This is a genomic window from Paenibacillus arenilitoris, from assembly GCF_014705655.1.
Lineage (GTDB): Bacteria > Bacillota > Bacilli > Paenibacillales > Paenibacillaceae > Pristimantibacillus > Pristimantibacillus arenilitoris.
The window spans coordinates 48,457-71,150 of the sequence record NZ_JACXIY010000019.1; the positions used below are offsets into that span (position 1 = coordinate 48,457).

Sequence of the window (22,694 nt, forward strand, 5' to 3'; positions counted from 1 at the left end):
TTACCAGCCGTCCTTCGGGACGGCCAGAATCGGCAAGCTCTGCTCGTCATAGCCCTCGCACTGTTCAAGCGTATAGACGTAACGCTCGTCCTGCTCGTCCACGCTGACCGCCTTGCAGCGGTATACCGTTTTTCCCTGCTGACTGCTCATCCCGTCGCGCGTATTGTCCACGGTCCACGTGATGTTCCGGCCGTCGGAGTGTACGTCGTGTATCCAGTACCCGCCGTCGACGATCGGCGGAATGAGCATCAGATAGTCGCCCTTCCCGTCCGCGTGACGGCCGACCATTTCGTTCAGACGCTCCGCGTCCTGCCGGTCAAAGCGATGAAGGACGAATTGTTTCTTCTCGCGCCGCGACTCCCCTCCGTCAGACGTTAGCGTTACAGTCAAGGCTGCGGCCAGTGCGGCGACGGTTACCGCGAGCACGGCGATCGTTATTTTCGCTCCGTTCACGAATCCTCCTCCTGTCCGCCGTTCAGCGGTTCGAATACCGTCCACCCGGCCGCCGGATCGGGATAGTCGCTCCACAGCTCGACGATGTTGCCGTCCGGATCGTGAAATTTAAACGAGAGGGCTTCGTAATCCGTCACGCTGCCAACGGTAATGCCGGATTCGGCCAATTGGCGATGTGCTTCCCGAAGGTCGGGAACGACAAAACCGTACGAGGCTTGCGTACCTGTCGAGTCGTTCATGTGAAAGGTCACTCGGGCGTCATCGTTGCCAATGAGCAGCACCCTGACCCCCGACGCGGACCGGAGCTCAAGGAACAGCTCGTCTTCCCGAACGACGCGTAAGCCCAGATGCTTACCGTACCAGCGTGCCGCCTCTTGAAGATTGCTTACCGGGATGTAGCTGTAACTGCCAAGTATTTGCACGAAATCGCCTCCGTTTCAACTCGTTTGCTCACCACTCGTTTCACTCCATTTTACCATAATTAGGGCATTATAATTTGACTGTATTTTATCCAATCAAAGTCGCTCCTGAATGGCCTCTGACGGGTTTGGCTGTATTTCTTCCAATCAAATAGCCGCATCTTCCTCCGTATGAGCTCAATATCGCAAATTTGATTGGACTCCATCCAATCAAACCGGCCAGTCATTTCCTATCGCCCCATTTTGATTGGACAAAATCCACTCAAACCACCAATGAACGTACACCGCTCGTTCCCGCACATGCAAAAAAGAGCCGTCCCTGCGTCAAAAGCACGGGAACGACTCTTCTTATGCCGCTTCTATCGAGGTTTCGACCGAGGAGGCTTTCTCCTTGAGGCCCGATAGGCACAAATTCAAAATAATAGCGGTGAGCGAGCCGGATACGTTGCGGCACGATGACGGCTCCGGCATACATCGCGAGCACGTGTTGGAAGCCTAGCGTAACGATCTTTTGTTTGCTTAACATTCGACATTCTCCTTATGCTTGACGAATCATGTTGTCTTCTTCGATAAAATGCACTTCTCCGGGCGCCGCCATCGACGCGATCCGCGCGAGCGAATGGACGCGCACGCCCTGCGCCTCCAGCAGGCCGCGCCCTTCCTGAAAGCTCTTCTCGATGACGCAGCCGACGCCGACAAGCTTCGCGCCAGCCTGCTTCACGATATCGACAAGACCTACCAGCGCGGCGCCCGTCGCGAGAAAATCGTCGACGATCAGAATGTTGTCGTCCGGACTCAAATAATGGCGCGAGACGGTAATTTGATACGTTTCCTGTCGCGTGAACGAATGAACCTGCGCGGTATGAACCGCATCCGACTGCGTGACCGCCTTCTTCTTCTTCGCGTAGACGAACAGCACGTCAAGCGCGATGCCCGCCGCCGAAGATCCGCCCGAATTCCTGCCCGATCGCCAGCGCCAGCCGCGTATCGACCTGATGATTCAGGAAGGAATCCACCTTCAGCACCTTGTCCGACAAGATCAGCCCTTCCTCGCGAATCCGTTCCTCAAGCATTTTCATTTGACTCGACCTCTCCTTTGCCGGCCTTAACAGCCAATTCCTCTTGAAAAAAAATAAAAAGAGCAGCTTCCCTTGAGCCGTATCTCTCAAGTGAAGCTTGCCCTTATCTTCTCGCCACCTCCGCGCGATACGCACAATTGAAGCTCGAGTCAAGCTGCGCCGTCACTCATTGTCGGTCGATTATCGTGGTCGTCCGGTAGAAACGAATGGGCCATATTCCCATTAATATACGAGTGTTATGAAGGTTTACCTCGTCTATCGTACATGCTCTCTGCCGCCGATTCAAGTGAAACTTTTACATTAAACGACAGAATTCGACTCGATCGGCTAATGGTATGGCACGATCCAACAACACCTAGAAATACTTAGTATTATTAAGTGTTACTATGTATTACAAAGAATGGCCTGGTACGACATAGCCGCACCAGGCCTTTTCCTCGCTCAAATCCAAGCTTCGATATCCTCTTCGTCGATCTCTTCTTCCGGTGCCGCCTGCGGAGCATCGGGCAGCCGCTCCGCCTCCTGCGCCGCTTCGGCCGCCGCGGCCGTCTCCTGCTTGCCTGCCGCAACCGGAACGAACGCGACTTCCTGCGCTTCGGCGGAACCGCCGTGCAGCACGCTCCGCTCGGCCGGAACGTATGCCTGCAAATTGCGGACGCCGTTTTGGTAAATCTCTTTCTCGATCAAATAGCGGAGCGAATCCATCAAGTTCGACTGGGCATTCAGCCACTGCATGACGAGCGGATCCTCCGATTTCTTCGTCTTCAGGCTAATGTTTTCGCCGGGAAGCTTCGTTTTCTTCACTGATCAGTCACCTGCCGGTACCCATAAATTGCGAGAACATGCCGTTACGCCGGCTGAAACGCCTTGTTTTTGAGCGCTTCGTAAATTTTGCCGCGCACGAAGGCGTCGAGCCCCATGGCGTTCAGCTTCACGGCGTACTCCGCCGGAATGTAAAGCAGCTGCATCTCGCGCTCGGCGCACAGCTCCTTAATTTGCGGGTACAGCATCGAACGCATCAGAATGCTTCCGCCGCCGTATACGCAGATCAGATCGATCTCGTTGCGCGCTTTCGTCAGCTGACGCTTCACGTTCTGGACGATCTGCTTCACTTGGCTCTCGAGCGGCCTTCTGAGCGTCTTGATCGCCCGGGCATGGTACTTATGCTTCGGGTTCTTGATGACGTCGCTGAAGAACTGCCTCGGACTGTTCGGCAGATGGATCAGCCGGTTAAACTCGTCGAGCGCCTCCTCGATCGCGTAGCCGGCGCCGTGATGGCTGCCATGGACGAATTGCCGAAGAAACTTGTTGCCTTCGGTGATCGGGTATTCGGTCGAGCCGTCGCCGATATCGACATGCAGGATGCGCTTGTCCTTGAAGAAGCTGCCGTTGAACTTCTTCTCGATGCCGTACTCCTTCAGGAATTCGTCGAAAATATCCCCTTCCCGCCAATTCCCTTCCGCATCCTTCTGCAGCGTGAAAATAACGGGCGTCGCCTCCGGAACGACCTTGGCGAACGGAATGGCGACTTTCACGACGACCCGCTGGATGCCCAAGTGGACCGTGACATGATGGGTGCCCGCCGTGAACCGCCGCTCGAACTTCGCCGACGTCTCGTCCGTATGCTGCGTCACCGGGAGCGCCGTCGCCATATCGACCTCCACGTCGATTTGCGCCGGAATTTGTTTTTCTTCTTCATAGGCCTTTTGTACCGCAACCGCCGCGATCTGCGCGAGCGTGTTGATGAGCGGCAAGTCCATATCGCTCTTCAAATCGATGCCGATTTGCAAATTATCCAAAATCTCGCCGCTTTCCAGCGCGAACTTGCCGACGTAATACATCCCCGGCCGCGCCGATGGCGAATCGATGGTGACGACCAATTGATCCTGCAAATTTTTGATGAAGCTCTCCGGCGATTGCTCCTCGCTCCACGGGAGCTCGTCCACCGTACAGTTCACGTTCGGCTGTTGGATGAGTCTGCCGTCAATAATCAGATCATGCTCGCTGTTCCCGTTGTCGTTGCCTACTAAGAAATGATAATTCATGATGGCCATCCTCCTACAAAGAGTGTATTTTTGAAAATATAAGAGTTTATAAGTTTTGCACTTATAAATCAGCTTATATTTCATCGCGAAACGAGCTTATGCCGCCAAAGGACGGCATAAGGCCGTTTACACTTGAAAGCCCGCACCCTGCTAATCCGCCTATGCCAGCTGAAACTCTGTTAAGTATTACTTTGCCACACAAGGTGTTAGCGCGCATCCCGCTTGGGACCCATAGCCGGTTAATATTTTCTCATTATCCCGTGTCAATATTTGCCTCAACGGCGCGCTTAAACGCGAAAAAAGACGCCATCCCCCCGAACGGGGAAACGGCGCCTTCCGGCGGCCGATTACGCTTTGATTTCGAGCAGCTCGTATTGAATGATGCCCATCGGCGCGTCGACGCTGACGACATCGCCGACGCGCTTGCCGATCAGCTCCTTGCCGAGCGGGCTCTCGTACGAAATTTTGTTCTCGGCGACATCCGCCTCTTCGGTGCCCACGATCTTATACTCCATCTTCTCGGCGAATTCCACGTCGTTAAGCACGACGACCGTTCCGATGCTCACGACCGATAAGTCCATGCTCTCCGCGTTCACGATCCGCGCTTTCTTCAGCATGCGCTCGATCGCAAGGATGCGCGTCTCCATGAAAGCCTGGTCCTCCTTGGCCGAATGGTATTCGCTGTTCTCCTTCAAGTCGCCGTAGCTGATCGCCAGCTTGATCCGGGCCGCGAGCTCCTTGCGCTTCACGTATTTCAAGTCGTCGAGTTCGGCCTCTAGCTGGGCCAAGCCTTCCTTCGTCAGAATGACTTCGTCGTTTGCCATCATAACAGCTCCCATTTGCGTTCTTTCTTCTATTTTAACCTATTTCGGTCCGATTTCCAAAATAAGGACCCCGCGCGTACCTACCTCCCCTACTCATATGTGCCCGTTACGATTCATAAGCATACAAAGAATACAACGGCAAAGGAAGTGGCTTCGTGAGACGATATGTCGCAACCAATGGCGATACGCCCGGCTCGATCGCCAATCGTTACGGCATCGAAGAGCGGCTGCTGCTGGAGGCCAATCCCCATATTCGCGGCAGCCGGGCGATTACGGCCGGCACGCCCGTTCAAATCCCCGAGCTCCCTTCGGCCGCCGCCGCGGGCACGTTGTTCACTTGTCCCCCCGCGGAGCCGTTCCCCTATTTGAACAGCTGGGTGCCGCTAACGCCTATCGGCCAAATGCAGGAAGCCGAATACGACGTGCTCATTATCGGCACGGGCATGGGCGGAGGCGCCGCATTGTGGCGGCTGTGCCAGCAATGGGCGGATTGCGGCAAGAAGATCGGCGTCATCGAGAAAGGCGGCCTGCTGCTGCAAACCCACAGCTGGAACGTGCCGACCTTGAATAACGAGCGGGCCGGCAGGCTCTTCGCCAATCCCGCCGTCGCCTATCCGATCGGCCGGACGCTGCCGCAGTTCCCCGGGGCGAGGGAGGTGTACGCGCTTGGCGGACGAACGGCTTTCTGGGGCACCGTCAGCCCCCGGCTAAGGCGGTCTGACTTCACCCGTTGGCCGATTTCCTATGAGGAGATGGAGCCCTATTACAACATCGCGGAGACGGTCATGAAAATCTCCAAAGCCTACAGCGAGGATTCCACGATTACGGAAACCCTCTTGGAGAGATTATGGATGAACGGCTACCCGGAGGCGACGAACAGCCCGATGGCGGTCAATCACAATCCGACCAAGTACGGGGAGGTAGCGGCTTCCGCCGCGTTCAGCTCCATCGACTTTGTGGCCAAGGCGCTAAACCTGGCTCCGTTCGACCTTGCCATTGGCGCTTGCGCGACGCGCATTTTCATAGAGGGCGGCAGAGTGGCCGCAATCGAGGCGAAAGCGCCCGGGGGGACGCCCTATTATTTGCGGGCGAAGACAGTCATCGTGGCCGCGAGCGCCCTGCAGGCGCCTAGGCTGCTGCTGCATTCGCGAATTCCGGGCAGAGCGATCGGCCATTATCTCTCGTCCCACTCGTTCGTCGTCACGAACGGGCTGCTCCGGGCGCCTACCCTGCCCGAGGTGATGGGAACGCTGGCCATCCTGGTGCCGGCAACGGAGGAGCATCCTTATCAGGTTCAAATTCAAGGTCCCGGCCCATATTATTGGTACCACGATACGGACAAAATGATTCAGGAGGAATGGGGATTTAACTTTTTCGGGGGATTCGGCATGGTGGAACCGCGATTCGAGAACCGGGTCTATCTGGAGCCCGGAAGGCCGGACGAGAACGGCATGCCGAACATCGGGGTGAGCTTCTCCTACGGTCCGAGAGATTACGCCGTCATCGAGCAGCTGCAAGCGGCTATCCCCCGGATCGCCAGCGCCGCGGGCATCCAGCTGACGGGACCCGAGGGACGGCCGGATTTGTGCCTGCTGCCCCCGGGAGCCGACTTTCATGAACACGGCACATGCCGGATGGGCGATAATCCCGCCACCTCCGCGACCGACCGGTACGGGCAAATTCATGGCGTTGCCGGCCTCTATGCCGCGGGCAATTGCGTCCTGCCGAGCATCGGAGCCGCGAACCCTTCCTTGACCGCGGCGGCCGCGGCCATTCGCACGGCCGATCATATCGTAAGGACGCAGCGGGCTTAACCCTTCTCTTCAATCGGTTTCCGATCAGGTCTTCTCGTATTCGAAACGGACCGGATCTATGCCGCCCGCGGGTTTTCTTCTGACATTCCGTCAAGCCGGGTCCTCTTATCGCCATACCGGAAAGCCCGGCTCATTTGGAAATTCGCCCAGCTTGATCCTTCTCTCCAACTCGGTCACCGACATCGTAAGCGTATAATCCGTCCCGTCCTTGCCGATCAGGCCGAGATCCTTCTTCGAGCGCAAGTCCGCTGCTTCCGGATCGACAATGTCCCTCAGCCGGCGCTCGAACCGCTCCAGCACGGAAGCATACCGCGCGTCGCCGGCCAAGTCGTTCATCTCGAGCGGATCTTCCTTCACATGGAACAGGCTCGGCCTGTCGAACACGTAGTACGTGTATTTATAATCGCCATCCGTCAGCATATACCAGCTCTGCTTAAGAAAATTGCCATGGTACTCGGAGAACGCGTAATCCGGCCGTTCATGCTCCCGCCCCTGAATAAGCGGCAGCCAGCTGCGCCCGGGACGGTCCGCTTCCGTTGCAAGACCCGCCATCTCCATTACGGTCGGATACAGATCCACGAGCGTTACCGGATGATCGATCCGCCGTCCCGCAGGCAGACCCGGTCCTTTCACGATCAGCGGCACGCCGACCGAGCCTTCGTACGAGCATTGCTTGTAGAACAGCCCGTGCTCGCCTAGCGACTCGCCGTGATCGGACATATAGACGATATAGGTATCGTCGTACAGGCCCTGCGCCTTCAGCTCCGCGACGATGCGTCCGATCATATCGTCCATCGCGGTGATCATGCCGTAATAAGCGGCGATCGTTTTGCGCATCGTCTCCTCGCTCACGTCGCCGAGATCGAGCGCGTTCTGAAAATGCTTGAGCTGAGGATGCAGCCGGTCATTCGGGAACGAAGCGTCGTGCGGCATGTCAAGGTTGTCGGGATCATACAGATTGAAATACTTTTCCGGAACCGTGAACGGCCAGTGCGGATAGAGCAGTCCGACATACAAGGCCCAAGGCTTCCTCTCCGCTTTCTGTCCTTTCCGCTTCAAATAATCGACCGCCCACCCGGTGACGATCCGGTCGTGATCGTAGAAGCCGAAGCGGTCGTCGTGCCCGTGATGGCCGTCAGTAACGATATTTTCCCTGATGCCCGCATGCTCCAAATGCTTGCGCTTATCCGGGCGGATATAGCCGTTCAGCCTCGAATCCATCGGCGTGCCGCGCGGATAGGGTTGGAACGCGGCCCGCCTCTCGATTATGCGATGCTCGGTGAAGCCGCCGTCCTGATAGTCGCCGCAGAAATCCATTTTGCCGAGCATCGTCGACGGAATGCCCGCTTCGTGAAGTCTCCTCGCCCATGTCGACTCCTCCGGATCGAGCGGGCAGCCGATGAACCAGCTGTCGATTTGATGGGTGTACTTGCCGGTAATGAAGCTCATCCGGCTCGGCGTGCATACGGGTGAATTGCAGTAAGCCCTTGTGAAGCAGGTGCCCTCCGACGCCAGCGCGTCCAGATTCGGCGTTTTCACATGCGGATGTCCGCGATAGCCGGTCATCAGCGGGTGGTGCTGGTCGCTGCAAATAACCAAAATGTTCGGATTCGACATCTTCATCCCTCCGCGATTGATATGGGTTTTATGACTTTAACGGTAAAGTATTCAAGTAAAAAAAACAAGATCTAATCTTGCTCTTTTTTTGCGACGGGCGATACGGCCTTCGTGGATGCTCGGACAAGCAGCTTCGGATCCAGCTTTAACCGGAAGATCTGGTCGGAATCGGACTTGCCTTCGATTTTGTCGATCAATATTTCGCACGCTCTGCGCCCCATCTCCTGGATCGGCGTAGCAACCGTGGTCAGCGGCGGATCGACGATCGAGCCCAAATAGACCCCTTCGTAACCGCCGATCGAGATGTCGTCCGGAATGCGGAGACCCATCTTCTTGATCGCGATATAGACTGACGTCGCCGTAATATCGTTGCATACGAACAGCGCGGTCGGACGGTTGCCGCTCCGCAGGGCGCGCTCGAATGCCGGATTCGACTCCAATATCGCGTTGTCGTCCATATCCTCGAGATTATAGTGCAGAGCGAAGGGAAGAAGCCTATCGTCGCCGTGCTCGATGCCCTGCTCGGCCAGCGCCCGTCTCATTCCTTTCAGCCGCTCGACGACTTCAGACGATTCCTTCAGCTTCTCGTCGTATACAAAACCGATGTCGACGTGGCCCAACTCGAGCAAATGGCGCGTCATCAGGTAGCCGCCCAGTTCGTCGTTGCATACGACATAGTCGCTCTCGAGGTCGTAGAAAAACTTCGTGTACAGCACGTAAGGCATTCCGTCGTCCTTGAGCTTCCGGTAGTTTTTGACCTCCGGCGACGGGAAGGCCATGACGCCGTCCGCGACGATGTCTTTGAATTTCTCGATATAAGAGCTTTCACGCTCCGGATTGCCGGCCATCGGACTGACGGAGATCGTATACCCGCGCTTCATCGCATACGGCACGGCGCCTTTAATGATTTGATTCTGGTAATCGTCATGAAACGGCCCGGCGATGACGAGGGCAATCGTATACGATTTGCCGCGAACGAGGCCTTGCGCCATCCGATTGGGGGTATAGCCAAGCTCGCTCGCCTTGCTTCTCACCCGTTCCGTCGTTTCCTTGCTGATCGAGGTGTCTCCTCTTAGCGCCATGGAGACCGCCATCTTCGACAAGCCCAGCTCGTTTGCGATATCCGCAAGTTTTACCCGTTTCTTCATCTTATCGAAGTCTCCTTGAGCAAATGATCGTAATAGGGAGCAAATTAACGAATAAGTTAATTATAAGTGGCCGTTCCAGTCAAATCAAATGAATATCGCTCCTTGCGGATCAGAATAAAGCGCTTGCAATTATATCGCGACTCATTTTATAATCGCTTTATCGATAAAGTGAAATTGGGAGATGATGAAGCCGTGAACAGCACATTAAGCGGACTGTACCAATTCCGCGAGGCAAAAACGAAGCGCGTATCGAGCTACGACCGCTCCGGAGGAAACGACGACCGAATCCCCATTCAGGCCGGGGAGACGGCCGTCATCGCCGACATTCCGGGTGCCGGCATCATTAAGCACATCTGGATTACCGTCAATTCGGAGGACCCGATGTACAACCGCAATTTGATCCTCAGAATGTACTGGGACGGCGAGGAGGAGCCAAGCGTGCAATCGCCGCTCGGCGACTTCTTCGGCCAAGGCTGGGGCGAGAACTACGCGTACGCGTCCCTGCCGCTCGCAGCGGCGCCGAAGAACGGAAGAGGGCTGAACTGCTACTTCCCGATGCCCTTCGCCAGCGGGGCAAGAATGACGATCGAGAACGATTCGGAATTCCCGGTCATGGCCTTTTATTTCTGTGTCGATTACGAGGAGCATGCCGCCATACCGGACAACGCGGGCCGCTTTCACGCTTGGTGGAACCGCGAGGTTACCGAGCCGTCGATCGAGCGGGAGAACGAGTGGGGCACCTTCGCTCCGCCGCCTTCCAACGTCTCGGACAAGGACAACTATTTGTTCGCCGATATTGAAGGACGCGGCCATTTCGTCGGCGTGAATTATTACGTGGACAGCCCGGGTCCGATGTGGTAAGGCGAGGGCGACGACATGTGGATGGTCGACGGAGAACCGTGGCCGGGCTCGCTGCACGGCACGGGCACGGAAGACTTCTTCAACTCCGCCTGGTGTCCGAACGAAGTATACGCGCACCCTTACTTCGGCTATGCCAAGGTGCCGGATAAGCTCGGCTGGATGGGCCGCACCCATTGCTACCGCTTCCTGCTGGAGGATCCCGTCATATTCGGGAAGTCGCTCCGCTCCAGCATTGAGCACGGCCACGCCAACGTGCTGACGCTCGATATCGCCAGCGTCGCCTACTGGTACCAGAGCGAGCCGCATAAGCCGTTCCCGGAGCTGCCTGACCGGGATGGCCGGAAGAATATGCCCGCCATTCAGCCAAGGGACGTCCACCGGTGGCGCGACGCCTGGAGAAAATCGATGGGCGGAGGCAAGCTGTGGGGCAACGAGGAGGAAGGGCAATCCTAACTCATTTCGTTTAATAATAATGGTCCTGCTCTCTAATCGATAGGAGAGTCAGGACTTTTTTTCCATCTTGACGGTCGTCCCGCCCATGCCCCCGACATCCATCCATTCCGTCCGTCCCGGCTTCGAGCGGCCTCGTCTTGACCATCCAGCATTGCAGCGGCGGAGGACTGCACGCGGACGGTGCCGGCTCTTTAGGCCGATACGGATAACGGTAATTAATGGTCTTATTCCGGCCACTCGCAGCCTTCGCCGTGCAAATAAGGGAAAAGATCGGCTCTATTTATGCCAAATGGGAGCCACTCTTCTCAAATCCGACAAAATAACGGAAAACTTATCCGTTATTTCAATCCATCTATGCGATAAGTGCCGGATAGCGCCGTTTTGTTCCCTTATTGGTGCATCCCATCCGATCCGATCCGTACGCAACTTAGAACACCTTCTCGTCCGCGTACTTCTCCCGAATAACGAGAAACTCGTCCAGATGCGCAAGGAACAGGTCGGTCAGGACGGGGTCGAAATGCTTGCCCCGCTGCTCCTTCAACAAACCGATGATGTCAGGCAGCGGCCACGCCTTCTTATAGACCCGGTCGCTCGCGAGCGCGTCGAACACGTCCGCCAGAGCGGTCAGGCGGCCGTAGATATGGATCTCTTCGCCCTTAAGCCCTTGCGGATAGCCGGTCCCGTCGTATTTCTCGTGGTGCTGCAGCGCGATGATGGACGCCGTCTTCATGATCGGCCGGCCCGAATGCTTGAGCATGTCGTAGCCGGACTGCGCGTGCGTCTTCATGATCTCGTATTCCTCGCCCGTCAGCTTGCCCGGCTTGTTCAGGATCGCGTCGCTGATGCCGACCTTGCCGATGTCGTGCATCGGGCTCGCGAGGCTGATCAGCTCCGCCTCTTCCTTCGGCAGGCCGTGCTTCAGCGCGAGCAGCTTCGTGTATTCGGCGACGCGCTTGACGTGGAAGCCCGTCTCCTTCGAACGGGTCTCCGCGATCTCGCCGAGCGTATAGATGATCTCCTTCTGGGTGCTCTCGATCTCGCGGTTCAGGTCGATATTCTCGAACGCCGCCTGTATGTTCGCGCAGTAAACCTCGATCAGGTAACGGTCCCATTCCGTCAGAGCCTTCCCGCACTTAAAGCAGACGACCTTCTCGCCCCCCGCGCTGTTTCGAAAATAGAACGTAAAGCCTTCGCTGTAGAAGGCGCGCTCCCGCATGGCTGCGGCCGACTCCGCCTCCGCCATGACGCCGGGGGGCAGCTCCTCGAGAGCGGCCTCGGCGAACGCTCCGCTGCCCGCCAGCTTGCTCCAGCCGCCCGCGTCCTTCTGCAGGACGAGGCCGCCGGAGCCGCCCCCGGCGCCCAGAATGGAGCCGATCTGCGCCAGCGCGTCGCGCGCCAGCTCGTGGACGGAATAGACGTTCATGATCGAGGAGGAGGAACGAACCACGTCCTCGAGCCCTTTCTTGTTGCTTTGGATGATCCGCAAATCCCTGTAGGAGCGAAGAGAAGAGATGATCGTCGTGAACAGCTTCTGCGAGGTCAGCTCGGTCTTTTCCTTGTAATCGTTAATATCGTATTTGAGGACGACCTCATGCTCCGGCGCCTGGCCCGGCTGCCCCGTTCGGAGCACGATCCGGACCGTGTCGTTGCACAGCTTGCGGCGGATGAACTCGATCACCTGCAGTCCCGCATCGTCCTTCTCCATGACGACGTCCAGCAGCACGAGCGCGATATCCGGCTCGGCCTGCAGCAGGGCGATCGCCTCCGCCCCGGAATAGGCGTGAAGAAGCCGCAGCCGCTTCCCGTCGAATTCGAAGCCGCCGAGGACGAGCGAGGTCACCTTATGGATTTCGTCATGATCGTCGACGATCAGTATGTTCCAGCCTTCCCGCAAAGGATCGCGCGCCGGATCGTCCGATTCGTCCAGGAAGACGAGTTCGTCTTGCTCCTCCGGCGACTGCAGCCCTTCATCTGTCCGAAACATCATGTTCATCTTCCTCCAGAGGTAAATTAATCGTAAAGACGGCGCCGCGGCCCGGCTCGCTCTCGCACTCGATCCTGCCGCCCAGCGTCTGGGTAACCAAATTATAAATAATATGCATGCCGAGCCCGGTGCCGCCGCCGCCGCGGTTCGTCGTGAAGAACGGATCGAAAATTTTGTCCCTGACTTCCGGCGCCATCCCTCTTCCGTCGTCCGCGTACGTCAAGATCAGCGTCGATTCGTCCTTCCTGACGGCAACCCGGATGACCCCTTCCTCTCCCGGCTCGTAGGCATGGATCATCGAATTCATGAGCAGGTTGGTCAATATTTGCGAGAACGCGCCTGGGTAACCGAATAGTTCCGCATCGTCCGGGCCTTCGAGAATCACTTCCAGCTTCGTCTTGTTCAGCTTCGGCCCCAGGCTGACGAGCACCTCCCGCAAATAAGACTTGACGTTGAAGGACCGCTTGCTCTCGTGTGACCGGTCGGCGGCGACCAGCTTGAAGCCGTTGATCAGCTCCGACGCCCTCTTGAGGTTGTAGGATATAATATGGGACGACTCGCCCGCCAGCTTCACGTAGTGGTCAAGATCGGATTTCTTCAGCTTATTGCTTTGCAGCGCGGCCGCGAGCTCGTCGGTCTTGCTCCCCAGATGCGACGCAGCCGTCACGCTGACGCCGACGGGCGTATTGATCTCGTGGGCGATCCCGGCCACCAGCGCGCCAAGCGCCGCCATCTTCTCGGACTCGACCAGCTGCCGCTGCGCGTCCTTCAAATCGCCGAGCGTCTTCTGCAGCTCATTCGTCCGAGCATCGACCGTTTGCTCCAGCTCCTGCGACCAGCGCGCCTGCTTGTTCGACAGCTCCTCGACGGCGTAGAACGCCTTGGAGAACTTCCTCGACAGCAGGAACGCCTGCGCGAAAATAAACGCGAACACGCCGAACTTCGCCATATCGATCGACTGGATCAGGCTGTTGTAGTACAGCAGGTCGTTAAAGATCGTCAGCGCCATAATGACGAACAGCACGCAGCAGAACAAGGCGCCTTCCCGCCTTCGGATCGCGGCGCGAATGAACACCGACACGACGTAAGGCGCCAGAACGAGCAGCAAAATATGCGTCAGCACGAGCGTCGGCGTGAAGACGGATGCGCTTGCCGCCACTACGACGACGCCGAGCACGCCGTACACGGCCGTTCCGAACCGGACCATTCCGATGTGCGTCTCCTCCGGGAACAGCTTCCGCACGTACAGCAGAAACAGGGCCGGCCCGAAGTACTGGCCGATATATTCGATTTTTTTGTACAGCTCGAAGCCCATATCCGGAAAAACATGATGGATGACGACCTCGCCGAGAAACAGCGACCTCAGGCCGAACAGGAGACAGAAGCCGCCGAAGTAGAGCGGGGTCAAATCCTTCCTTCGAATAAAATAAAGCCCGAGATGGTACATGCCCATAATGACGATGCCGCCGGCCACGAACAGCTCCTGGGCGACGCGCATCGTCCTGAATTCCGTCACTTCCTCTTCGTACCCGAGCCGAAGCTCGTCCCATATGCCCCCCGTCCGCTGGACGTAATTGGATACTTGGATGACAAGCTCCACTTCATCCGCCGCGGGAAAGACGACGGTCTGCGGCAGGTACTTCGCCTCCATCCCCGCCCTCGAAGTCCCGACCTTGCCGGCCGCCGCCTTCTCTTTGCCGTTAATCCACAGCCTGTAGGCCGATTCAATCCCGAACGGCATATAGACGGCCATAAGCCGCCCTTGCAGCCTCTCGTCCAGCTTCACGAGCAGCCGATACGTGCCGTGGCCGTGCCCGGCCTTCACGTAGCCGTGGTTGCTCCAGAAGGCCGGCACCTTCGCATAGCCGCCCGCGCCTTCCCGCGGCAGCTCATCCGGTCCGATCAGCTTCCCGTCGTAAAACGCCCACTCCCCGTTCAGCTTCGCGCTCCCGTCGTCGCCGAACGACCAGCCGCGAAGGTCGATCGTGCCCGCCCTCGCCTCCGGCACCGGATCCGCGTTCCCCGGCGCCGAGCAGCCGCCGAGCAGCGCGAGCAGCAGGAGTAGGACAAGAGGCCCATAATATAATTTTTTCATAGCTATTTCGTCCTTGTCGGAAGTTAATCTTCTCTATCACTTATACCATATTTCGACAAGAACCGGATATAGCTTTCGGCAAACAAAGTGTAAACGGCTGACGCTACGCATGAACCGCCAGCTGCATCTTGCGCAGCTCGGTTCTGTGCCGTCCTCTGGCGGCATAAGCTCGTTCCGTGACGAAATAAAAGCGCATCCGTCGTCGGATGCGCCCTTCTCTCCCGCCTTGGCTTAACCGAGCGCCACGCCGCCCGTGCCGCCCCGGTCTTCCTTCCTGATCTGCTTGCTCCTGAGCTGCCCGCAGGCGGCGTCGATGTCGGTGCCGTGCTCCAGCCGGACGCTGACGCTCATGCCCCGCTTCTTCAGCGCGTCGTAGAACGCCAGTATCGATTCCTGCTCGCTGCGCTGATACTGGCTGTGCTCGTCGACCGGGTTGTACGGGATCAAATTCACGTTGACGAGCTCTTTCCTCGCTTCGAGCAGACCGGCCAGCTCCTCGGCATGCGCGGTGCAGTCGTTGACGTCCTTTAGCAAAATGTACTCGATCGTCACGCGCCGCTTCGTGCGCTCCAGGTAATAATCGATCGACGCCATCAGCTTCTCGATCGGGATGGCGCGGTTAATCTTCATGATGCGCGTCCGAAGCTCGTTATTCGGCGCATGCAGCGAAACGGCGAGATTGACCTGCAGATTCGCGTCCGTGAAGTCCACGATCTTGTCGGCCAGCCCGCTCGTCGATACGGTAATATGCCTCGCGCCGACGGCAAGCCCCTTGTGATCCTTGACCACGTTCAGGAAGTCGACCATGTTCGCGAAATTATCGAACGGCTCGCCGATGCCCATGACGACGATATGCGTAACCCGCTCGCCCTCCCCCGCGGCGTCCAGATGAAGCTGCACCTTCATGATCTGCTCGACGATCTCGCCGCTCGCGAGGTCCCGGCTCTTGGCAAGCAGCCCGCTGGCGCAGAAGCTGCAGCCGATATTGCATCCGACCTGCGTCGTGACGCATACCGACAGCCCGAATTTATGCCGCATCAACACCGTCTCGATCAAATTGCCGTCCGCCAGCCGGAACAGAAACTTGTTCGTCCCGTCGACCGACTCCTGCCTCGTATGCTCGCCCAAGGTCGAGACGGCGAAGCTGTCCGCCAGCAGCCGAAGGCATTCCGGATTCACGTCGTGCATCTCCGCGAAATCCGTCGCCCGCTTCCGGTACAGCCACTCCCACACCTGCGCCGCCCGGGACCGCTTGTGGCCGCGCTCGCCGAGCCAATTCGTCAATTGCTCTAATGTTAATCCATAAATGGATGGCTTGTTCATGTTAACCCTCTTTTCCGCGTTGCCGCAGCTGACAATCTGCTTCTTATTGTCCCAAAATATACAGGCGAACACAAGTGGCAGAGCCCGGCAATTCGCTTGAAGGAATCAAAAAAGCGCCCTCTCGGGCGCTCTTCGTCATCGTCATCTGAACTTGTCCGGGAACTGCTTGATGATGCCGTCCGCAAGCACATCCGCAAGCATAATAATGTGATCTTCGCCCTTGTCGAAGGCGGCGATGCTCGCGTCCCAATCCTTCTTCAGCCTCGCCTCCATGTCGGCCCACAGCAATTGCAAATGCACGTGCAGCATCTCCCGCAGTTGCTGGTTGCTCCAGTTCGGATTGGCGTCGCTCAGAAACTTGGCGATATCGTCGGCGTTCCGGTACCATTCCTTATTGGCCTTGTCGAACTCCCTCTGATTGCCGCTCTTCGCCGCGTTCAGCACCTGTCCGGCCAATTCGATATGCTCGGTCAGCAGCTTGGCCAGCTGGTCTCCTGCCGCGTCGCCGTAATACGGCTTGATTGCATTGCCGATGTCCTGCTGGTTCTTCAGCAGCCTCGCCAGCACTTTATCTTGATCCTGCAACCCGGCAAGAGCGCTGACGATAAAGCTTCTCGACCAGATGACATGTTCGAACCACAGCTTTCTCATGTCGCCCTTCAGCTTTGCCATCGCAGGGGTAATGCCGTGTTCAGGCCTATGATGGTAGTCCTCCGCGGATGCGGATGCTCCCGCCGCAGCTAAACCTAGAATCGAGACGGCGAGCATGCCCGCCAGGACCATTTTTAACAGCTTGCTTTTCATGATCGTTCTTCTCCTTTTGTCGGCAAATAGGGATGTTCCTGTTTTATTGTGAACCAATTCTTGCCTTTCATACCTGCCGCGTCCAGAATCCGGCGTTTCCCAGCCGCAGTAAGCTGAAGCGGCAGCTTTTTTTGCGAAAATCGGCTATTCGGGAAAAAACCATCGGCCGACCGGTTCAAACACTGCCCGTAAAGGAAAGGCTGGGCTCGGTACCGGGATGCCGGCAATTAGGAGCGAGCCGATCACTACGGCCGCAAGCATCAGCACCGCATAATAGGCCGCCTCCTTCTTCTTTCCTTCGGGGAGCAATGCCAGGAGTTGCACATAGATGAGTGCTGCAGCAAGAACAGTGAATAAAGCGATATTTAATGTCTTCATTCGATAGCGGCCTCCGTCGATCCGGTTTCTTCTTTGCAACGGCGGGCCGTATTTCGTTTTCTTTTTACAAACAACGCAGCCAAAAGCAGAAGCACCGGAACGAGAATTTGAAAAGGTACGGAATACCACTGCCACACATTTGTTGCAAATTGGATCAGTTCCGTATTGTTCCGATATATCAAGCGGGAAAACTCGATCATCAATAGAGTGAGCGGAACAAGATACGTTCGGAACCGGCTGCCGGCCAGAGCCGTTGAAAGCGAATTGGCAGCCACATACAAGCAGACGCTCAATTTGATAAATACGCCCGTTACCCATGTTACGATCACAATCGGTTCAACCCGTTCGATGAAATCGGCGATGGAAATGTACTGGTATGCGGTATAACTCGGATAGATCAATCTGGACGACAGCTCTCCCAATACAAGCGTATTGCGCAAATTGACGAGAAGCAGCAGTGAGCCGGCGGCTATAAGCGTCCAAATTACGGTTCTTTTCGCCTGCCCGACTTTGTTCAGATGCGGGATGATCATGGCAAATAAGATCGTTTCTCCGAACGGAAAACCGACCAGTTCGGTCATTCCCTGTACAATCGGACTCCACCCCCTATCGATGATCGGCAGCAAGTTCCCGGCTTCAAAGTTTCCACCCATAAGGATCATGGAAACAATGCCTTCCAGCAACACAAAGGCAAGGATGGCGAGGGAGCAGCGGCATACCGTTTCCACGCCCGAATAGGTTACCCAAAGGACGATGGCCATCATGGCAGCGGAAACGGTTAGAGGCGGTGTCTTTGGCAGGGCGACCATCATAATGAATTCGGTGAATGCGCGAAGAACAAGCACGCCGAGATGGAAGCTGTACCACGCATAGCAAAGACCGAGAATGCGACCGGTCCATGCGCCGAATAGATCGCTGCCGATCTCAACGAGAGACCTGCCGGGAAACAGCTGGCATAAGGTGGTGTACACCCAGACGATGCCGCACGAGACGGCAATGGCGAGAAGAATGGAAATCCAGGCGTCGTGTCCGGCGACGGCCGCCAGCGGCACGGTGAGGGAGCTTCCCACAATAAACATAAACATGACCGCAGCGAGCCCGGTGCTGGGGATTTGTTCATTACCCCGTTCCATAGAACCATCCTTTTTTTATCGAATTTGCAATCCGTTGAGCCTTCATTTCACGATCTCTCGCTCCTTCAACTGGAGCGGCGGTCCTATCATTCCCGCCCGTGTTACTTCAAAGTCGGTCTTCACGATGAATTCAGCATTCGCAAATAGTTCATCCCAACTGTGTCTTAGCTTTCTCCAGACTTTCGGTTTTTTCTTATGCAGCACCTCGCCAAACCCGAAAATGTCGGAATTATATTTTTTTTGCACGAGTTCAATCATTTTCCGGGTCTCGCCGGGGACCGATTTTTCGAGCGCGGATTCTATCAGATGCAAGTATTTGGGGTTTGCCAGATCAAGGCCGCTCTTATTCTCTTCGACCGTTCCCTGCCCTTCCAGTTGAATCGTAAATTTCACCTTGCCGCCCTGAATCGATGGCACGACAGTCCGTTTGGCGGAGGTCAGTCTTATGCTGGCGCTGCCTTTTCGATCAGGCAGCCTGGCCGTCAGCATGCCGGAATTCAGCTTTCCGGTTACCCACATCATCAGCTGCGTATCCCGGGCGTTCAAATAACCGACCAGCTTCAAATCCTTGAAAACCGCGGTTCCGGTCAAATTGAACGTTTTTCTCGTATTCCCCGCGTTAACCTTCTCCGAGCTTCGCGTCAATTCAACGACGCCCATTACCGGCTCTATTCCTTCCCCTGAAGCTGCCAGGAACAGATCACGCATCGTTACCGCCATGCCGCCGACCAGTTTCTCCATCTCCCTGACCGCTTCCGTCGGGACGAACTCAAGCGGGTAGTCGATGTTAAGCGCATTTTTCCCCTCTCCTCCCTTAACGAGCACCACATACGTACGCAGACGTGTCGTCGGGTTGCGGCCGAAATGGTCGAGAAAATCCTTGATCCCTTGACGCCCGAGTTTCTCCCCAATAAACAGGACCCGCCGATGCGCGACGAACAGCCTGCGTGACAGCTTAGACTGCTCTGTCGCAATCAATTCCTGAATACTGGATCCGGTTCCCGATTCGACAAAATATTGCTTAGTCTTTTGCGATGTATTGCCGATTTGTCGGGCCGGTATGACCATTTGAACCGTACCCGAATAGCGGCCGTTTTCCTCCAGATCCATGGAGGAAGCCATAACCAGCGCCATATCGTTGATTTCCATACGGTCCCAACAGCCCGTGCATACAAAGATCATGGTAATAAGAATAATTACGACCGATCCTCTACGAAACATGTCTCATTCCCCCTCGTTCCTTCCCGAATGATGCGGACCCGGTTTCTGTCCCGGCGGAACGCGCAGCGGTTCTTGGTAACCTGTCAACCGGGGGCGGAGCTTCATAGCCCAATGAGGCGCACGGATCAAGACGTCTTTCAATCCGCCTGCTGTTAACGGAGCCACTGGCGATAAATATGGAATGCCGAACGACCGAAGCGAGCTTAGGTGAATCAATAAGCCGAGCAGTCCGATACCGATGCCGTACAGTCCAAGGGTACCGGCGAGCAGGATGAGCGGGAAGCGCAGCAAACGGACGGCGATCGCCACATTAAACCGCGGAATGGCGAAGTTTGCGATCCCTGTGATGGAAACGACGATAACCATCGGGGCGGATACGATGCCTGCCTGGACAGAAGCCTGCCCGATAACGAGGGCTCCGACAATGCTGATCGCCGAGCCGACCTGCCTCGGCAAGCGGGCTCCGGCTTCCCGGAGCGCTTCGAATGTAACTTCCATAAGCAGCGCTTCCACAAGCGCCGGGAAGGGACTTGCTTCGCGCGCACCGGCAATGCTGAGTAATAGATTGGTCGGAATCATCTCCGGATGGAACGTCGAGATCGCAACATAGATCGAGGGCAGCAGCAGGGCGATAAGAAAAAAAACAAATCGCACCCATCGAAGGAACGTTCCGATCATGAAGCGTTCATAGTAATCTTCCGAGCTTTGGATCGCAGTCCATAATGTCATCGGCACAAGAAGGGAAATAGGCGTTCCGTCAACGAGAATGGCAATTTTACCTTCAAGCAGATTGGCCACAACCGTATCAGGCCGCTCCGTGTTCTGCACTTGCGGAAATGGAGAGTAGGGCAGATCTTCAATAAACTCCTCGATATAGCCAGATTCAACGACCGCGTCAATTCGGGTGCGCGACACGCGGCTGCGCACCTCCTCCACGACCGAGTCAGTGGCGATGCCTTCGATATAAGCGACTGCTACCTTTGTTTGTGATAGCTCTCCGACCGTAAACGATTCGATCTTCAGACGAGGCGTCTTCAGCCGTTTACGCACCATGATAATATTGGTTTGGAGCTGTTCGATAAACCCTTCGCGCGGACCGCGGATAAGCGGCTCCATTTGAGGCTCTTCCACGCTGCGCGAAGGCGCCTGATCCATGCCGGAGATTAGAACGGATTTCGCGCCGTCAGGTATTAGCGCCACATTGCCGTCGAGTACGCCTTTCGCAAGCTGATTCAATGTCAAAGCCGCCAAAACTCGGCCGACCGTCAAAGCCTGATCCAATTGGCTGCTCATGCTGACTGACGGCTCTTCCTGATATCCGTTAAGGCTGTTCAATGCCGTATGCAGCAAACCTTGATCGAGCAGTTGGCGGTCGACCATCCCTTCGATATACACCAGAAGAGCTTTGCGCTCCCCGAAAAGGTTCACCTGACGGAATACGACATCCGAGCAGTTCTCAAACGCCTTCTCGAGCAGCGCCTGAGTGGCATTCATATTCTCACTCAAGGCGAGGTCTTCCTGTAGGGAAACATTTTGCAGCTTCTTAGTCTGCTTATTGCGGAAGAGTGATTTTGTCATGACGGAATCTCAGTCCTGTAACAAAGAGTTAATTCTGCTTATTATTTCGAAGATAATTGGTATTTATGCACAGTATGGATCGGGGGAAGGCTCGATGGGCATATGATGCTGCCCATAAACAAATGAGAAGTCAACCAGTCCGTTGATCCGACGGAACATAATTAAAAAGCACAGCCTCCTCAAAATTTGAGAAACTGTGCCTTTTTACCTGTAAAGGGACGTTATAGCGGCCTCCGGAAGCCGGGCGGCTTTCTTCAACTATTAGAATTTATACGTTCTGCTCTTATTCGGCGGCATCCTTCCACGCCTGCTCCAAATCGTTGATCAGATCCCGCGGATCCTCCAATCCGACGTACAGGCGGACGACCGAGGACGTCTCCTCCTCCGCGCCTGCCGCCAGCTTGTTCACCGTCACCAGGCTCTCGAACCCGCCCCAGCTGACGGCGATCTTGAAATACCGCAGCCGGGTTGCCCACGCTTTCAGCTTCTCCCTCGGCTCGTTCGTGATGAAGGAGAACAGGCTGCTGGAGCCCGACATTTGCCGCTTGGCGAGCTCGTGCTGCGGATGGACGGACAGTCCGGGATGGTTGACGCGCGCAACGTAGTCCTGCTTGCCGAGATATTCGGCTACCTTAAGCCCGCTCTCCTCGTGCCGCTGCATGCGCAGCGGAAGCGTCCGCAGCCCCTTGGATACGAGAGCCGCCGTCTGCGGCGTCATAATGCCGCCGAGCAGCATGTATTCGTTGTCCGCGACACGGTCCATCAGCTCCTTCGACCCGAGCACGACGCCGCCGATGCAATCGCTGTGCCCGCCGATGTATTTCGAGATCGAATGGACGACCAGATCGACGCCGAGCGCCAGCGGATTCTGGAAGCACGGCGTCGCCCACGTGTTGTCGATGATCGTCCGCGCGCCGATCTCTCCCGCAAGCTTCGCGCATTCGGCAAGCTCCTGCAGCTCGAACATGATCGTCGTCGGGCTCTCCAGGTAGAGCAGCTTCGTATTCGGCCGTACGGCGGCACGCCAATTGGCCATCGAGCTGCCGTCGACGTACGTCGTTTCCACGCCGAACCGGCTTAAGAATTGGCTTAGAAATTGCCTGGTCGGACCGTAAGCCTGATGGGTCGCGACGACGTGGTCCCCCTGGCCGACGACCGACAGGATGGCCGAAGAGATGGCCGCCATGCCCGACGCGAAGCATTTGGCCGCTTCCGCCCCCTCCATGTCCGCAAGCTTTCGCTCCAAATACTGCACGGTCGGGTTATTGCCGCGCGAATAGACATGATGGTCTTGAAGACCGTTCATGGCCCGTTCGAACTCGTCGTAGCCTCCGAAAGCGAACAGGCTGTTCTGATAGATCGGAACGTGGATCGCGCCGTGATGCCTCTCGTCAACGGGATCATAGGCCGCCTTGGTGAAAAAACGCTCTCTTTCTTGTCTCATATGCCTCGCAGCCCTCCTTCT

17 protein-coding genes, 3 pseudogenes and 1 riboswitch are annotated in these 22,694 nt (G+C 56.5%); of the genes and pseudogenes, 2 read left to right on the top strand and 18 right to left on the bottom strand.

Going from position 1 to position 22,694, the window contains the following annotated elements; all coding sequences use genetic code 11:
* The 7 genes and pseudogenes from IDH41_RS16930 to greA form a co-directional block, all read right to left on the bottom strand.
* Entirely contained in the window at positions 1-453 is a 453-nt protein-coding gene (locus IDH41_RS16930) for a DUF4362 domain-containing protein (RefSeq protein WP_190863061.1), read from the bottom strand.
* Positions 450-875 carry a VOC family protein gene (locus IDH41_RS16935; RefSeq protein WP_190863063.1) on the bottom strand — a complete coding sequence of 142 codons (426 nt, stop codon included), beginning with the start codon at positions 873-875 and terminating at the stop codon, positions 450-452. Before IDH41_RS16935 ends, IDH41_RS16930 begins: the two co-directional genes overlap by 4 nt.
* A gap of 445 nt (positions 876-1,320) precedes the next feature.
* Positions 1,321-1,398, bottom strand: a pseudogene (locus IDH41_RS31435) (hypothetical protein); the annotation flags it as partial.
* Positions 1,392-1,951: pseudogene (locus IDH41_RS16945) on the bottom strand (phosphoribosyltransferase family protein). The pseudogenes IDH41_RS16945 and IDH41_RS31435, both read right to left, overlap by 7 nt.
* 149 nt (positions 1,952-2,100) lie before the next feature.
* Positions 2,101-2,204, bottom strand: a riboswitch (purine riboswitch).
* A 188-nt stretch (positions 2,205-2,392) separates the two neighbouring features.
* Complete coding sequence (locus IDH41_RS16950) at positions 2,393-2,755, bottom strand: hypothetical protein (protein WP_190863065.1); 363 nt, start codon at positions 2,753-2,755, stop codon at positions 2,393-2,395.
* Positions 2,756-2,799: 44 nt separating this feature from the next.
* Complete coding sequence (locus tag IDH41_RS16955; RefSeq protein WP_190863067.1) at positions 2,800-3,996, bottom strand: ParM/StbA family protein; 1,197 nt, start codon at positions 3,994-3,996, stop codon at positions 2,800-2,802.
* Positions 3,997-4,343: 347 nt separating this feature from the next.
* On the bottom strand, positions 4,344-4,820 hold the full coding sequence (greA, locus tag IDH41_RS16960) for a transcription elongation factor GreA (RefSeq protein WP_190863068.1): 477 nt from the start codon (positions 4,818-4,820) through the stop codon (positions 4,344-4,346).
* A 155-nt stretch (positions 4,821-4,975) separates the two neighbouring features.
* On the opposite strand from greA, the gene IDH41_RS31970 reads away from it, so the two are divergent.
* Entirely contained in the window at positions 4,976-6,634 is a 1,659-nt protein-coding gene (locus IDH41_RS31970) for a GMC oxidoreductase (protein ID WP_190863070.1), read from the top strand.
* 105 nt (positions 6,635-6,739) lie between these two features.
* On the opposite strand, the gene IDH41_RS16970 is transcribed toward IDH41_RS31970, so the two are convergent.
* Positions 6,740-8,251, bottom strand: a complete 1,512-nt coding sequence (locus IDH41_RS16970; RefSeq protein WP_190863072.1) for a sulfatase-like hydrolase/transferase — start codon at positions 8,249-8,251, stop codon at positions 6,740-6,742.
* A 71-nt stretch (positions 8,252-8,322) separates the two neighbouring features.
* On the bottom strand, positions 8,323-9,399 hold the full coding sequence (locus tag IDH41_RS16975) for a LacI family DNA-binding transcriptional regulator (RefSeq protein ID WP_190863073.1): 1,077 nt from the start codon (positions 9,397-9,399) through the stop codon (positions 8,323-8,325).
* A 381-nt stretch (positions 9,400-9,780) separates the two neighbouring features.
* On the opposite strand from IDH41_RS16975, the pseudogene IDH41_RS16980 reads away from it, so the two are divergent.
* Positions 9,781-10,713: pseudogene (locus IDH41_RS16980) on the top strand (glycoside hydrolase family 172 protein).
* 427 nt (positions 10,714-11,140) lie between these two features.
* Here IDH41_RS16980 and IDH41_RS16985 read toward each other — a convergent pair.
* The 9 genes from IDH41_RS16985 to IDH41_RS17025 form a co-directional block, all read right to left on the bottom strand.
* Entirely contained in the window at positions 11,141-12,700 is a 1,560-nt protein-coding gene (locus IDH41_RS16985; RefSeq protein WP_223829799.1) for a DUF3369 domain-containing protein, read from the bottom strand.
* Complete coding sequence (locus tag IDH41_RS16990) at positions 12,681-14,792, bottom strand: sensor histidine kinase (protein WP_190863075.1); 2,112 nt, start codon at positions 14,790-14,792, stop codon at positions 12,681-12,683. Before IDH41_RS16990 ends, IDH41_RS16985 begins: the two co-directional genes overlap by 20 nt.
* 231 nt (positions 14,793-15,023) lie before the next feature.
* Complete coding sequence (rlmN, locus tag IDH41_RS16995; protein WP_190863076.1) at positions 15,024-16,115, bottom strand: 23S rRNA (adenine(2503)-C(2))-methyltransferase RlmN; 1,092 nt, start codon at positions 16,113-16,115, stop codon at positions 15,024-15,026.
* A 141-nt stretch (positions 16,116-16,256) separates the two neighbouring features.
* Positions 16,257-16,919 carry a glycosyltransferase gene (locus IDH41_RS17000; RefSeq protein ID WP_190863078.1) on the bottom strand — a complete coding sequence of 221 codons (663 nt, stop codon included), beginning with the start codon at positions 16,917-16,919 and terminating at the stop codon, positions 16,257-16,259.
* Positions 16,920-17,063: 144 nt separating this feature from the next.
* On the bottom strand, positions 17,064-17,297 hold the full coding sequence (locus IDH41_RS17005) for a hypothetical protein (RefSeq protein ID WP_190863079.1): 234 nt from the start codon (positions 17,295-17,297) through the stop codon (positions 17,064-17,066).
* Positions 17,294-18,430, bottom strand: a complete 1,137-nt coding sequence (locus tag IDH41_RS17010) for a GerAB/ArcD/ProY family transporter (RefSeq protein ID WP_190863080.1) — start codon at positions 18,428-18,430, stop codon at positions 17,294-17,296. The genes IDH41_RS17005 and IDH41_RS17010 overlap by 4 nt, the downstream gene beginning before the upstream one ends.
* A 42-nt stretch (positions 18,431-18,472) precedes the next feature.
* Positions 18,473-19,651 carry a Ger(x)C family spore germination protein gene (locus IDH41_RS17015; protein WP_190863082.1) on the bottom strand — a complete coding sequence of 393 codons (1,179 nt, stop codon included), beginning with the start codon at positions 19,649-19,651 and terminating at the stop codon, positions 18,473-18,475.
* A 3-nt stretch (positions 19,652-19,654) separates the two neighbouring features.
* On the bottom strand, positions 19,655-21,229 hold the full coding sequence (locus IDH41_RS17020) for a spore germination protein (RefSeq protein WP_190863084.1): 1,575 nt from the start codon (positions 21,227-21,229) through the stop codon (positions 19,655-19,657).
* 283 nt (positions 21,230-21,512) lie between these two features.
* Positions 21,513-22,673: a trans-sulfuration enzyme family protein gene (locus IDH41_RS17025; protein WP_190863086.1), complete on the bottom strand. Its 1,161-nt coding sequence runs from the start codon at positions 22,671-22,673 to the stop codon at positions 21,513-21,515.
* Between the last annotated feature and the right edge of the window lie 21 nt (positions 22,674-22,694).

Bases quoted from the DNA above. Each gene is read 5' to 3' on its own strand.
- IDH41_RS16955 (WP_190863067.1), bottom strand. From the start codon at position 3,996: ATGAATTATCATTTCTTAGTAGGCAACGACAACGGGAACAGCGAGCAT.
- greA (WP_190863068.1), bottom strand. From the start codon at position 4,820: ATGGCAAACGACGAAGTCATTCTGACGAAGGAAGGCTTGGCCCAGCTA.
- IDH41_RS16970 (WP_190863072.1), bottom strand. From the start codon at position 8,251: ATGTCGAATCCGAACATTTTGGTTATTTGCAGCGACCAGCACCACCCG.
- IDH41_RS16975 (WP_190863073.1), bottom strand. From the start codon at position 9,399: ATGAAGAAACGGGTAAAACTTGCGGATATCGCAAACGAGCTGGGCTTG.
- IDH41_RS16985 (WP_223829799.1), bottom strand. From the start codon at position 12,700: ATGATGTTTCGGACAGATGAAGGGCTGCAGTCGCCGGAGGAGCAAGAC.
- IDH41_RS16990 (WP_190863075.1), bottom strand. From the start codon at position 14,792: ATGAAAAAATTATATTATGGGCCTCTTGTCCTACTCCTGCTGCTCGCG.
- rlmN (WP_190863076.1), bottom strand. From the start codon at position 16,115: ATGAACAAGCCATCCATTTATGGATTAACATTAGAGCAATTGACGAAT.
- IDH41_RS17000 (WP_190863078.1), bottom strand. From the start codon at position 16,919: ATGAAAAGCAAGCTGTTAAAAATGGTCCTGGCGGGCATGCTCGCCGTC.
- IDH41_RS17005 (WP_190863079.1), bottom strand. From the start codon at position 17,297: ATGAAGACATTAAATATCGCTTTATTCACTGTTCTTGCTGCAGCACTC.
- IDH41_RS17010 (WP_190863080.1), bottom strand. From the start codon at position 18,430: ATGGAACGGGGTAATGAACAAATCCCCAGCACCGGGCTCGCTGCGGTC.
- IDH41_RS17015 (WP_190863082.1), bottom strand. From the start codon at position 19,651: ATGTTTCGTAGAGGATCGGTCGTAATTATTCTTATTACCATGATCTTT.
- IDH41_RS17020 (WP_190863084.1), bottom strand. From the start codon at position 21,229: ATGACAAAATCACTCTTCCGCAATAAGCAGACTAAGAAGCTGCAAAAT.
- IDH41_RS17025 (WP_190863086.1), bottom strand. From the start codon at position 22,673: ATGAGACAAGAAAGAGAGCGTTTTTTCACCAAGGCGGCCTATGATCCC.